This is a genomic window from Arthrobacter sp. Y3223065 (assembly GCF_059090885.1).
Genome location: NZ_JBNHGC010000001.1, coordinates 1 through 13,133, shown reverse-complemented (window position 1 = coordinate 13,133; position 13,133 = coordinate 1). Strand labels below are relative to the sequence as shown.

11 protein-coding genes and 2 pseudogenes are annotated in these 13,133 nt (G+C 64.5%); 4 read left to right on the top strand and 9 right to left on the bottom strand.

Annotated features, from left to right (window positions below; translation table 11 throughout):
* Window positions 1-89: 89 nt before the first annotated feature.
* The 9 genes and pseudogenes from AC5RUK_RS00065 to AC5RUK_RS00025 all read right to left on the bottom strand — a co-directional run.
* Window positions 90-809, bottom strand: a complete 720-nt coding sequence (locus tag AC5RUK_RS00065) for an OB-fold protein (RefSeq protein WP_494151030.1) — start codon at window positions 807-809, stop codon at window positions 90-92.
* Between the two features lie 106 nt (window positions 810-915).
* Window positions 916-1,398 (bottom strand): annotated as a pseudogene (locus AC5RUK_RS00060) (ATPase, T2SS/T4P/T4SS family); the annotation flags it as partial.
* A gap of 206 nt (window positions 1,399-1,604) precedes the next feature.
* Complete coding sequence (locus AC5RUK_RS00055) at window positions 1,605-2,018, bottom strand: pilus assembly protein TadG-related protein (protein ID WP_494151029.1); 414 nt, start codon at window positions 2,016-2,018, stop codon at window positions 1,605-1,607.
* Window positions 2,019-2,104: 86 nt separating this feature from the next.
* A complete protein-coding gene (locus AC5RUK_RS00050; RefSeq protein ID WP_494151028.1) occupies window positions 2,105-2,554 on the bottom strand; it encodes a hypothetical protein in 450 nt (149 codons plus the stop codon).
* 70 nt (window positions 2,555-2,624) lie between these two features.
* On the bottom strand, window positions 2,625-3,074 hold the full coding sequence (locus tag AC5RUK_RS00045) for a TadE family protein (protein WP_494151027.1): 450 nt from the start codon (window positions 3,072-3,074) through the stop codon (window positions 2,625-2,627).
* Between the two features lies 1 nt (window position 3,075).
* Complete coding sequence (locus AC5RUK_RS00040; protein WP_493989302.1) at window positions 3,076-3,288, bottom strand: hypothetical protein; 213 nt, start codon at window positions 3,286-3,288, stop codon at window positions 3,076-3,078.
* Between the two features lie 70 nt (window positions 3,289-3,358).
* The gene (locus AC5RUK_RS00035; RefSeq protein WP_494151026.1) at window positions 3,359-4,300 is read right to left on the bottom strand and encodes a type II secretion system F family protein; all 942 of its coding nucleotides are present in this window, start codon (window positions 4,298-4,300) and stop codon (window positions 3,359-3,361) included.
* Entirely contained in the window at window positions 4,297-5,154 is an 858-nt protein-coding gene (locus AC5RUK_RS00030) for a type II secretion system F family protein (RefSeq protein ID WP_494151025.1), read from the bottom strand. The genes AC5RUK_RS00035 and AC5RUK_RS00030 overlap by 4 nt, the downstream gene beginning before the upstream one ends.
* Window positions 5,151-5,978, bottom strand: a pseudogene (locus AC5RUK_RS00025) (TadA family conjugal transfer-associated ATPase); the annotation flags it as partial. The pseudogene AC5RUK_RS00025 and the gene AC5RUK_RS00030, both read right to left, overlap by 4 nt.
* Window positions 5,979-6,103: 125 nt before the next feature.
* On the opposite strand from AC5RUK_RS00025, the gene AC5RUK_RS00020 reads away from it, so the two are divergent.
* From AC5RUK_RS00020 to AC5RUK_RS00005, 4 genes are read left to right on the top strand one after another with little or no spacing between them, the layout of a single operon-like run.
* A complete protein-coding gene (locus AC5RUK_RS00020; protein WP_494151024.1) occupies window positions 6,104-7,591 on the top strand; it encodes a DUF3375 domain-containing protein in 1,488 nt (495 codons plus the stop codon).
* Window positions 7,588-8,277, top strand: coding sequence for a DUF4194 domain-containing protein (locus AC5RUK_RS00015; RefSeq protein WP_494151023.1), 690 nt, complete (start codon window positions 7,588-7,590; stop codon window positions 8,275-8,277). Before AC5RUK_RS00020 ends, AC5RUK_RS00015 begins: the two co-directional genes overlap by 4 nt.
* Window positions 8,274-11,663, top strand: a complete 3,390-nt coding sequence (locus AC5RUK_RS00010; protein WP_494151022.1) for an ATP-binding protein — start codon at window positions 8,274-8,276, stop codon at window positions 11,661-11,663. Before AC5RUK_RS00015 ends, AC5RUK_RS00010 begins: the two co-directional genes overlap by 4 nt.
* Complete coding sequence (locus AC5RUK_RS00005) at window positions 11,660-12,844, top strand: Wadjet anti-phage system protein JetD domain-containing protein (protein WP_494151021.1); 1,185 nt, start codon at window positions 11,660-11,662, stop codon at window positions 12,842-12,844. The genes AC5RUK_RS00010 and AC5RUK_RS00005 overlap by 4 nt, the downstream gene beginning before the upstream one ends.
* Window positions 12,845-13,133: the final 289 nt, after the last annotated feature.

The window sequence follows — 13,133 nt, the reverse complement described above, 5'->3', positions numbered from 1 at the left end:
GCCCCACTCGTGGGAAGGAATAATTGTTTGTAAAAGAAGAACGGTCCAAGCCTGTACCTACGAAGAGACACCGGCCTGGACCGCCCAGGTTAGAGAACCTTGCAGTCGTCGATTTCTACACCAAGGTCGCCGCCATCGGTGAACTCACCGCGCACGGTGACCGTACTGCCGGCCTGAATCTTCGCAGCCTGCTTCTTGGGCACGTCGCGGCAGTTCACGCTGACGAAGCGCCAAGGGTCTCCGTCAGTTAGCTGCACAGTGTACTCGTCCACGCTAAAGAACTCAGTGTCAACCTTGTCCACGACGCCGGTAACCTGAAGAACCTTGCCGTCATACTTCTCGTCGGCAGCGGCCTCGTTGCCCTCGTACTCGTTGAGCAGCGAGCCGGCATCAACCTTGACGGTGCGTGCTGCCTGTTCCGCCTTGAGCCTCTTGGCTTCAGCCTTGGCCTCCTTCTTGGCCTCAGCTTCTTCCTTCTTTCGCTGCTCCTCGGCTTCCTTCGCGGCCGCTTCCTCAGCGGCCAGCCGTTCGGCCTCTTCCTCAGCCTCACGCTTGGCCTGTTCCTCGGCCTCCTTCTCAGCCTTGGCTTCCGCCTCAGCGTCAGCCTTGGCCTGTGCCGCAGCGCTGGCGCTGGCCGCAGCCGCAGCCTCAGCCTCACGTTCAGCAGACCCGGCAGCGCCGCAGCTACCGAAGATGAACAGCAGGACGATAATGCCCACGATCCACGGCCACTTCTTCTTCTTGGCTTTAGGTGCCGGCTTCGGCGTCTCCCATGTTCCGGGCGGCGGGAATTGGTTGTTTGCGGTCATTGGTTCCCCAACTTTCAGGTATGTATCACATCACGTGCGAGTGAATGGTTTGATTATATGGCGATGGTCGGACAAAAATGGCGGCAGTCTTCAAGTGTTGCCCGGTCGTGCAGGGTTTAGGCAGCCCGCTGTTGAGGGCCACGAGCATGTCAAGGCTTTCGGCTTCCCGGACCTCACCGACAGTCAGCCGGTCGGGTCTCATGCGCAGTGCCTCCTTGACCAGCCGCCGCAGCGGTATGGCTCCTTCCCCATCAACATTTGGTTGCCAGCACTGCAGCCCTACGACGTCGCGCAGGGGCAGTTGCAGTTCGAAGATTTCCTCAACCGTGACCACCCGTTCCCGGCTGCCGATGGCGGCTGCCAGGCAGTTGAGCATGGTGGTTTTGCCCGCCTGCGTTGCTCCCGAGACGAGGATGTTCAGACCGCTGCTGACCGCCGCTCCCAGGAACCGGGATGCTTCCGGCGTCAGCGAGCCCAGATCGACCAGATGCTCCAACCGCGAAGCACGGGCGATGAACTTCCTGATGTTGACCGCCCAGTGCCGACGGGTGATGTCCCGAATGACAACATGCAGCCTCGATCCGTCCGGCCCCGAAAAGATTGACCTCTTCAAGGACTCGCAGGGGCGGTTTATCTCACTTCGGGAAATTGCGGGGAACTTGTCTATGATCCCTTCGACGGCGCTGCCGGCCGGCATGGCTCTTCTGGCGACTGGAGGCAAGCCCATAGATTCTGTACGAGACCCTGGGCGCCCTCAAGGAAATCACCCTGGCCGGCCGCGCTTTCCCCGTCCGGTCAGCGTCTGAGTTCCGAGCGCGCGTCGCTGGAAACGGTAATCGGTATACCTGCCGGAACGAGGAAATTGACCACCGGCGGCCGGACGACCGCGCTCAGCACCACGTGCGCCGTGCGCTGCTCCGGGGAGCCGGTGCCGCCCCCGACGGTCAGCTGGTCAAACCTCCCGTACGCACCAGTGTCGGACAAGTACCGCGAGACGGATCCCCTCACGGAATCCTCATCCAGGGATGGCACCGGCACCCCTGAATTCGTCTCGACGTCGGCTAGGGCGAAGGTGTCTGCGGCAGCGAGCGCAGCCCCATCGGCAACGAACAGCAGCTTCTTCCGTTCGACGTAGACAATGGAGACACCCATCACCACGGTCAGGATCAACAGGCTCAACAACACGAAGCCGATCAACAGAACCAGCACCTGCCCCTCATCATCGTTTCTGCCCCTTCGGCCTCCTACGCCGTTGGCGCAACGTGCATTCCGGGAGCCTGAAGATCTTCCGGGCATCATCGGTAGCGTTCCACTATTTGAGTCGCCGAGGAGTTCACGTTCGCCATGGTGAGGCCCGTGCCATCCAGCAACGGCAGCGGGATCGAAATCGCGACTTCCGTGGTGACCGAAGAGCCCGCCTCCAAGCACGCCCCATTGCCGCAGCTAATCCTGATATCCACACGCTCCGGGCCAAACCCGAAGTCCTCGGCGGCCAAGAGCGCCGCGTGCTGCGCGGCCTGACCAGCAGCTGCGGCCTCGTCCGACCCCGCATACACTTTCGCCGCTTGGTCCGCGGCATTCACGACGGCGAACGACGCCGCCTGCACCTGCGAGACCGCGATGACGAAATAGACCACCGGAACCAGGAGCAGCGTTCCCAGAAAGACGAATTCAACGACGGCGCTCCCCCTTTCGGGTTCCTCTCCATGCAGGCAGTCCTTCAGTCGCTGTCGCAAGCCCGTCACCCGCGCTCCTCCGGCACGTTTCGGGATGAGTCCGGCGACCGCTGGTGCCGGCGCCCCGTCCGGTGCCCCATCAGCGCGGAAGAGCCGCATGACCCTGGACTTCCAGCACACCCCGGGGACCGATCAGGCCGAGCGCAGGCAGCGGAGCCCGGACCGTGACCCGTAACGTGGGGACGCCGGACCGGACGATCTCTTCAACCTGGACATCTTGACCGTAATCGTCGGTCAGCGAAGCAGAAATCAAGTCAACAGTCCTTTCGTGCGCGTCGGCGGCGCCTCGATCGGCCAAGGTCCCGTAGCGGGCCCCGGACCCCGCTGCGTCGATAAGCGTGTTGCGCACATGCAGGACCAGGCTCAGCTGCATTATCGACACAAAAATCAGGGTGAGGACCCCGCCGACCAGCACGAAGTCCACGCTCGCAGAGCCTCGGTCGGAACGGTCCCGGCCCCGGTCGGAACCGCTGCCGACGCCGGAAGCGGTGGACCGCCGCACCCGGCGGGCACTTTCCCTCGATCCCATGTCAGGGCTGGGTCACGCGGCCAATGGCGTCGTTGAACAGTCCTTCCAGAGCCGGTTTGGCCAGGGCCAGGATGCCTGCCACGAGCACGGCCGACATCAGGGTGATCATCACCCACCCCGGTACATCTCCGCGTTCGCCATCATCGGACCGCGCCGCACGTCGCAGTCGGTCCAGCCCGCCGCTCCACAGCAGCGAAATCGTGACGGTGAACATGAGCGAGAGTTTCATCATGTCGTAGTTCCTCCCCTTTTAGACCCCCATTGAGAAATTCCCTCGGTGCACTTCACCAGCCGAGGTTAATCAGCGCAATGCCCGGATACACGGCAAACAGCACGGTCAGCGGCAAGACCCCGAAAACCAGCGGCACCATCATGCCGATTTCCTTCTTTCCGGCCGACTCCATCAGATTCCGCTTCGCCAAGTCACGCACGTCTTGGGCTTGCGCCCGCAGGACGTCCGCCAGCGGAGTTCCGCGCTCCACGGCAACGGTGATTCCGTCGACGAACCGCACGAGCGCTGGCAAGCGGGTCCGGTGTGAAAACTCCTGCAATGCCGTCAGCATCGGCGTACCGGATCGCGTTTGTGCGAGCACCACCGCAAATTCGCCAGCGAGTTCGCCCTGGGCGCTGCGGCAGATTCTCTCCAGTGCTCCCGTGGCGCTCTCTCCAGCGCTGACGGCAAGTGCCATCAACTCCGCCAAGCTGGGAAATTCCGCCAGCATCTTTTCCTCACGGCGTTGGATTTGGACGCTCAGAAGGTAATCCCGCAGCATGAATCCGCCCACTGCCAGGCCCAGGGTGAGAATCACCGCAAGTACCGGATCCAGCGAATTTCCTGCCGCCGAGGTGATCGTCCACGCAATACCGATGACGAGGCCCGCCGCCGCCCACAGCAATTGTTCGGCGCGGAAATCGACGGTGCCCTGCCGGCGTCCCGCCTGCAGCAACCGCTTCGACAATAAAGTGGAACCGAAATGGAACTTCCCGAGCCAGGTGACCGAGTCACGGAGCACCGGGCGGAAAATCCGTTCCAGAGGGCCAAACGGCGTGACGTTTCCCGATCCGCCGTCCAGCAGCCGCGACTTCATCTCGATCGACCTCAATTGCGGGGCGATCCGATCCGCGAAGCGGCTGCGGCGGAAGAACGGCAACCGGACGCCCGTTAGCCAGAGGCCCACTCCCAACGTGATGCCCAATAGCGCTGTCGTTGCAGCTGTGTGGCTCACCGGAGCACCCGCTCCTCTTCAGGGAGCGACCCAATGCGCAGCATCAGTCGGTAGCACACAATCGACACCACGAGCCCGCCCAGCAGGACGGCCGCCCCACCGGTCGTGTTGTAGGCAGCCACGGCTTCCGGCCGGGTAGCCAGCAGCATCAAGATGATCCAAGGGGCAGCAACGGCGAGCCGGGCGGCGTTGACAGTCCATGATTGGCGGGCCTCAAGTTCACTGCGGGTCCGTGCGCTATCGCGGAGGAACTCCGCCAGCGTTCCGAGCAATCTGCCCAAGTCGGTACCGCCGACCTCACGCGTCATGCGCAGCGCCTCCACGATCCGGTCGGCCACCGGATCGGACAGCCTTGCTTTGAGCCGCTCCAAGGCGTCGTCGAAATTCCCGCCCGCGCGGTAATCGGAGGAGAATTCCCTGAAGGCCGGCCGCAGCTCCACCGGGCCCCGCGTTCCCAACTGCACCAGCGCCTCGGGCAGCGAGAGTCCTGCCCGGATGGCCGAACGGAGGTGGTCGACGGCGTCCGGCCAGATTTCGCGCAAGACAGCGGCGCGCCGGCGAGCCCTCCAACTCACCAGGGCGAACGGGAGCCATCCCCCGAACAAGCCGAAACAGGCTGCGATGGGACCGGATGCTGCGAGTGCCAACACGATCAGGAAAGTTGCAGCTGCCATTGCCACGCAGCTGGCCAGAAGCGCACTCGGCGATACCTTCTCGATGCCTGCCTGGCTAATCATCTGCTGGAGCCGGCCCGGCCGCTTCCGCCGCACCTGCCGGGTGGGCGGTTTTTCCCAACAGGACCACCAAATCAAAAAGAGCCCCACGCCGCCAAGGAGTCCCGCCGCCGTCGTCATGGGACCGGTTCCAACAGTTGCATGACTTCATATCCTGCGCGCGCGAACTTTTCCTCCGCGGGGCTGGCAGAAGGACTCACCTCAAGCTGGCCGTCTTGGCGGCTGAACAACGTGGACGTTTCGATGATCCCGTTCTCCACCCGCCGGCCCAGCGAAACGATCTCCGCGACCTGTCTCCTGCCGTCTGGACGGCGGACGCAATGGACCACGAGGTCGATGCACGATGCCACAGTCGGAACCACAAAGGCGGACGAGATGTTCTGTCCAGCCAGCAGCGGCAGGGTGCAAATCTTGGTGATGGCGTCGTGGGCGCTATTGGCATGGACCGTGCACATCCCAGGCAGCCCACTGTTAAGGGCCACGAGCATGTCAAGGCTTTCGGCTTCCCGTACCTCACCGACAATCAGCCGGTCGGGCCTCATGCGCAGTGCCTCCTTGACCAGCCACCGCAGCGGTATGGCACCTTCCCCTTCAAGATTCGGTTGCCGGCACTGCAGCCCTACGACGTCGCGCAGGGGCAGTTGCAGTTCGAAGATTTCCTCAACCGTGACCACCCGTTCCCGGCTGCCGATAGCGGCTGCGAGGCAGTTGAGCATGGTGGTTTTGCCCGCCTGCGTTGCCCCTGACACGAGGATATTCAGACCGCTGCTGACCGCCGCTCCCAGGAACCGGGATGCTTCCGGCGTCAGCGAGCCCAGTTCGACCAAATGCTCCAACCGCGAAGCACGGGCGATGAACTTCCTGATGTTGACCGCCCAGTGCTGGCGGGTGATGTCCGGAATGACGACATGCAGCCTCGATCCGTCCGGGAGGGCCGCATCCACTAACTGAACAATAACTACTGGTGCTCAATACTGAGATCACTCTGCTTCGAACGGGATCACCAACCGTATTGGCGCTTGCCGTTTTTGTCAGGGCCATCGCCTACCCTGTGGACAAGGAGGAAAAATTGTCCGACATCGTACGTGAACTTAACCGCGCTCAGGCAGCATTCGGGCGCCCGGCCCTTGGGCTGCTCAACCAGAAGGACGCGCCACTGTACGTGGCGATCTTCCGAACAACGTTCTCTCGAGACGCCGGACAGGTGGCCACTACCGCCTTCCACGCCCACGTGCAGACCCTGTTCGAAGTCCTCGCCGCCAGCGGGTACGACGCCCCGGACCCGTCGGAAGCGCGCCAGTGGTGCCGGTTCTGCGTCAAGCGCAAGTGGCTGGTCCTTGACTCCCGCGAGGACGGGGAGGAGTTCTACGCCCTCACCTCCCACGCCCGGGACGCCATCGCCTTCGTGCAGGGGCTCAGCGGAGAGCGCGCCCTGCTCTCCGAATCTCGCATCCGCACCATCCTTGACGTTGCCCGACGCAGCGCAATGGACGCGAACCCAGACCGTGATGAGCGGCTCCAGTACCTGAACGAGGAGATCACTCGGCTGGAAACCGAACGGGACCGCATCCTCAACGGCGGGACGATCGAGACTGCCTCCGATTCCCGCATGTTCGAGGCGTTCATGAACCTCGCTGACCTGCTGGCCGACCTGCCCGCAGACTTCCAGCGGGTGGAGGAGAGCGTCTCCGGCATGCACCGGAAGATTATCGGCGACTTCCGCACCGATGAACGCCCCAAGGGGGAGGTCGTCGGTGACTACCTTCAGCGTTCCCGCGACGTGCTCAACCACTCTGCGGAGGGACGGGCTTATCAGGGAGCCCTAGACCTACTCGCCCACGAGGAGCTGCTGTCCGCGCTACGGCAGGACATCGAGACTATCCTTGCCCACCCGTTCGCGCGGTCTCTGCCCCGCAACGAACAGCAGCGGGTCACCGCGCTCGCCGCGCTGCTGATGCGCGGGGTGGAGACCATTCAGGACCAGCAACGGCACCTGTCCGCCACCCTGCGGACCAATCTGGCGCAGAAGGAGGCCCTGCGCAGCCAAGAGCTCGATCTGCTGCTGAACGATCTAAAGCAGAAATTGACCGACCGAATCGAGCGCTCCGGCGTGCGCACCAAGACGGACCTGCCGCTGACCCCGGCCAAGCTCGAAGTCGCCACCCTGCGTGAACGGCCCTATAACCCGGCCGAGCACGCGCCCCCGCCGCCGCTGGAGGAGGCCGGGCAAGAATCCGGTGCTCTGTCCGCCGAGGAGATCCGCCAGCAGGGCGGCCCGTCCTTTAAGGTGCTCCGTGGAGCCCTGCTGGACGGGCTGGCCGAGGACCGGACCCTGACCGCCGCCGAAGTGTTCAACCGTCTGCCCGCCGCCGATCGGCGCCCCGTCGAAGTGCTCGGTGTCTTGCACGTCGCAGGCACGGCGGTGGTCCGCAGCGAGGGCGAGGACGTCTTCGAAGCAGTCCGTAGCGACGGCACCCGGGTGGCCTACCGGGCGCCGCACCTGACCTTTACCGATGAGGAGCGCGAGGCGCTCGCCGAAGCCGAGGAGGCCCAGTGACCGACCAGATGACTGTTTACGACCTCGGGGACGCCGACGATGACCTCGACGATGTCGACCCGGACCTTGACGAGGGGGAGACCGGCGGCGGGCTGTTCGAAGGCGACCGGGGCGAGCTCACCCTCGCCCAGCGCCGGACGCTGGTAATCCTCCTCAAGCGCAAGTACCTTGCCGCCGATAAATACCCTCGTGAATGGCAGACGCTGCTGGAATCCCGCGCAGCGATCGCGTCCCGGCTGAATGACCTCTTTCAGGTGCTCGTGCTCGACGAGGAGCGGCAGTACGCCTACAAGCGCGGGGCCACCCCGGAGGCGGGCGGCAAGTTCCCGACCCTGCTGCATGACCGGCAGTACACGCTGGAAGAAACCGTCCTGCTGGTCGAATTGCGCGAACGCTACGCCCGGGAATGGGCTAGCGGCGCGGCCGCCGTGCACGTGGACCGCGAGGAACTGTTGCACTGGCTGCAAGCCTACCGACGGCCCGACGCCACGAACCATGTCGACGCCCGCAACCGCGACGAGAACGCGATCAAGGGTCTGGTCGACGAAAGCATCCTCATGAAGACCGATGGTGACGAGGAACGATTCCGGGTCGCCCCCGTGATCAATTCCGTGCTTACGGTCGAAAAGCTGCGCGAGCTGCGCCAGTGGGTCATCAGCGACACGGAAGGCGGTACAGACGAATGAGCGGCGCTCCCCTCTTCACCGTGGAGGACATTGACCAGTGGCAGCTTGACCGGATGCAACTGGTCAACTGGGGTACCTTCCACGGCTACCACTGCGTGGACTTTGAACGCACGACCCTCATCAGTGGCCCATCCGGCACCGGCAAGTCCACCCTGCTCGACGCGTACACCGCCCTGATGATGGATTCCAACACCCCGTTCAACGGCGCCTCCAACGAGGGCAAGGGCCGGGCGCGGGGCAAGGACCAGCGCAGCGCCCTGTCCTACATCCGGGGCGCGGTCGATACCGTGCGGAACGAGGAGACCGGCGAACTCGTCGACTACGTGCTCCGGGGCCGGGAGACCGCCACATGGTCGGCGATCGCAACGACGTTCCGCAACGACGACGGCCGGCGCTTCACGGCCCTGCGCCTCTACCACGCCAAGGTCGGCGCTTCGACGGCCGCCCACGTGACCATGCGCATGCTCACCGTGGACGGGACCCTGAACCTGAAGGAGATGGAGAAGTTCTCCGCAGACAGGTTCCCTCCCCGGGCTCTGACCATCCGGTTCCCCGGCATGCGCAACCACGAATACTACTCCACGTTCTCGCAGGTCCTGCACACCACCCTCGGCATCGGACAGAACGGGGATGGTGCCCGGGCCATGAAACTGCTCTCCCGGATTCAGGGCGGCCACCACGTTAAATCCGTAGACGCGCTCTACAAGCAGCTCGTGCTGGAGAAGCCCGAAACCTACGCCAAGGCCGACGAGGTGATTGCCCACTTCGATGATCTGGCCAAGACCCACGAGGCGATGCAGACCGCCGCCGAGAAGGTCGAGGTCCTCAACCCGATCCCCGGCCACCACGCGGACATGACCGCAGCGCAGCGCGAACGTGAGGAGGTCGACACCTTCAACATCTATGGCGAGGGCGCCACCCCGTTCCTGCTCTGGAAGCTGTGCACCGAACGGACTCTGCTCGACGAGGCCGTCGACGCCAACCGTGCCGCACACAAGGCCGCTTCGGAAAGGTACCGCACTGCGCTCGCAGAGGAGCGGGACCTGTCGCAGCAGATGGAGCAAAACCGAGAGAACCAGCGCGCCAACGGCGGCAAGGCACTGGAGGACATCGAACAGCGTCTTCAGAAGTACGCCGACGAGCGCGGAAACGCCGACTATGAGCGGCGGCGCTTCAGCGAACGCATCGAGCCTCTCGGAGTCTCCGCCCCGGAGGACCGGGAAGAGTACGAACTCCTGAGCCGGGAGGCGCAGGGCTTCGTGGACTCGTTCGAGGATCGGGAAGCGAAGAACACGGCCCGGCGAGACGAGATCAAACGCGAGGAGTGGACCCTCCAGCCGCAGCAGGAAGAGCTGGCCCGCGAATACAAGTCGCTAAAGGAGCGCACCACGAAGCTGCCGATGCACTATATCGACGCCCGCGCCAAGATGGCCGCACGTGCCGGAATGGACCCGAAAGACCTGCCGTTCGTCGCCGAACTGATCGACATCCTGCCCGAGCATGAACAGTGGCGGCAGGCGGCCGAACTGGTCATGCGCGGCTTCGCCACCGTGATGCTCGTGGACCGGGACAAAACAGAGCAATTCCGCCGCAGCATCGACTCGTTGCCGCTGAGCCAGCGCGTCAGTTTCCGGGCCGTGCCCACCGGCCTGTCCGGCACCGCCATCCCCGACGGGACGCTGGCCGCCACGCTGAACTTCGCCGACTCCCCGTACAACGGCTGGGTGCAGCAGGAGGTGGCGAATCAGTTCGACCACGAGCGCGTAGACACCGCTCGGGACTTCACCCCCGCCAACCGGCGTCAGGTGACCCTGAGCGGTCAAGTCAAGGACCGGGAGCGTGGCGCACACGGCGGCCGGACCGGCGAGTTCATCATCGGCTTCTCCAACGAAGCCCACCGCCGGGACGTGGCCGACCATCTCCACAAGCTGACCCTCCAGCTCACCGCGCTCGGCGAGGAAAGCGCACGACTCGAAGTTGAGGGCAAAAGCCTCCGGCTGCGCCATGGGGCGTACCGGTACGTCCTCGACACCCTGTGGCAGAGGATCGACGTCACAGCCGTGGACGCAAAGATCGCCGCCGCCAACGCGGAAAAGAAGCGGATTAGTGGCGCGAACTCCGTGCTGGCCGCCCTCCAAGACGCGTGGAAGGAGCTTAACGAGAGGCACATCGTCGCCAACCGCGAGCGAGTGACCGCCGAGACGACGATCAGCGCCTTGGACACCAAGCACGGCCCCCTCGTGGAGCGGCAGGACGAGGTGACTGAGGCCATCGAGGATATGGAAAACGGCACGGCGCTTACCGACGAGCAGCAGAAAGGACTCGACGCGGTCCACGCCGAGTACTGGACGCCCGGGGACCTGTCCCTGCTCCAGAATTCCTTTGAGAAGGTCAGGCGCTATCTTGCCGGGCGGGCGGAAGATGCTAGCGAGAAGGAATCCAAGGCCGCCGAGGCGCTGCGGAAGGCTTTCGAGACCTACCAGAAGCTCTGGCCGGATCCCGACCTCGGCGAGAATGTGGAGTCCTACTCGGACTACCGCCGGGTCCTCGACGGTCTCGTGGCCGAGGCCCTGCCCGAGCGCCGGGAGGAGTTCAAGCGGGAGATGGCCCAGTGGACCGGCCGGGACCTCGTGACCCTCGCCTACACCATGCGCGAGGCTATCAACCACATCGAGGAGCGACTCGACGCCGTGAACGCCATCCTCACCCACATCCCCTTCGGCCGCGATCGGGACCGGCTGCGCATCACCCTGCGCCGCCTGCCCAACCAGCAGGTGCGCACCTTCATCCAGCGCCTGCGCAGGATCGCGGAGGGGGCCACCGTGACCTACACCGATGAGGAGACCGACGCCCGGTTCAGGGACATTGAATCCTTCATCACCATAATCCGCACCCCGGACACCCTGCCCAAGGGCGCGACCAATACCCGGGACAACTATCTGGACGTGCACCGGCACGTCACCATAACCGCCGAACGCATCGACGAGGACGGAAACCAGCTCAGCGTCTACGACAGCCTCGGCGGCAAGAGCGGCGGGGAGACACAGGAACTCGTCGCATTCATCGTCGGCGCGGCCCTGCGCTACCAGCTGGGCGACGAGGAAAGCAGCACTCGGCCCCGCTTCGCACCGGTCCTGCTCGACGAAGGATTCATCAAAGCCGACGCCGAATTCGCCGGACGCGCTGTCGGGGCGTGGAAAAAACTGGGCTTCCAGCTCATCATCGGCGCCCCGCTGGACAAGGTCAGCGGCATCGAGCGGCACGTGGACCTGATGCTCGGCATAAACAAGCCGGACAACTACTCCAAGATCAGCCCCATCCGTGCAGTGCCCGCCGCCGAGCCGGAACAGGTGCCCGTCGAGGTCACCGAACGGGAGATGGTGTGAAGACCATTGAGCAGGTCCTGACCGCCTTGGATAAGTGGCTGGAGGCGAACTGGCACCGCTCCGTCCTCGACCCGGCCGCCGACTGGCCGCGCCGGATCAAACTCGGCGCCCCGTCCGGTGCGGCACTGGAGAAGGACTTCTCCGCCGCACTGGACTGGACCCACCGGTGGCAGGACTGGGCAGCCGTGCACAGGATGGCACTGGAAACCGAGGGGCGACGCGTCGCCGGGACCTCCCAGCACCTGCCCGCCTACCTGACCATCCCAGACCTCGACACCGCAGCCCGGCTGCTCGGTCGCAAATGGCCGACCCTGCTCCACACTGCTCGGGACCGAACCGCGATCACAGCCGTCTGGTTCCGGGACGTGGACCCGGGCCCCGTCCTGCGCGAGCTTACTGGCTTGTCCCCCGTCGACTTCGACCTGCTGCTCGTAGCCGCCGAGTGGTTCCGCACCCATGACGCGACCGGTCTGACCCCGAGGCAGGTCCCCGTCGAAGGGCTGGACAGCAAATGGCTGAACACCAGACAGCACCTCGTCCGCCACTTCAGCGGCCGGGACCACCTCGGACTTGTAGACCGTCCCCGCACCCTGCACTACACCTATCTCGACCCCGCACACCTGATGAACGGTGGCCGTCGCTACGACAGCCTCACGCTCGGCGACATCGCCGCACCCGCCTACCAGCCGAACACCGTTATCATCACCGAGAACAAGGACACAACCCTCTTCTTCCCGGACCTCGACCACGGCGTCGCTATACAAGGCGACGGGGACAGAGGACCGAAGCATATCCCGCACCTGCCATGGATTACTGTATGCGCCACCGTTATCTACTGGGGCGACCTCGACGCCGACGGATTTGAGATCCTCGACGGTTACCGCCGCAACGGCCTCAACGTTCGCACCATCCTCATGGACACCGCCGCCCTGCATGAATATGCCCGGTACGGCATCCGCGAAGACCGGGAGGGCAAGAGCCTGCTCCGGGCTCGCAGAATCCTGCCCCTGCTCACCGCAGAGGAACAGGCCGCCTACCAGATACTCACCGACCCAGACTGGGACGGACCGTACCGGGTCGAACAGGAACGCATCCCCCTCGACATTGCGCATGCTCTTGTATCGCAGGCAGGCTTCGCCATTGATGATGTGCAGGGCTACTCTAGCTGTTGCGATCAATAACTTGCCGCTGGATGCGCTGACATTTGACCCGGGATATGGGGAGTTTCGTTCCTCCTCCTGCAAACGAAGCGTGGCTTCGGCGGACGCCGATGGAGACTCTTGATAAGTTGCTTGTCACCTGAAGAGACCGGAGAGCGACCTCCGGCAGGTGGTGAAGACCGCAACACACACGGTAAGCCAAGAGTCCCAGACTGGGGGGGGGGGGGGGGGGGGGGGGGGGGGGGGGGGGGGGGGGGGGGGGGGGGGGGGGGGGGGGGGGGGGGGGGGGGGGGGGGGGGGGGGGGGGGGG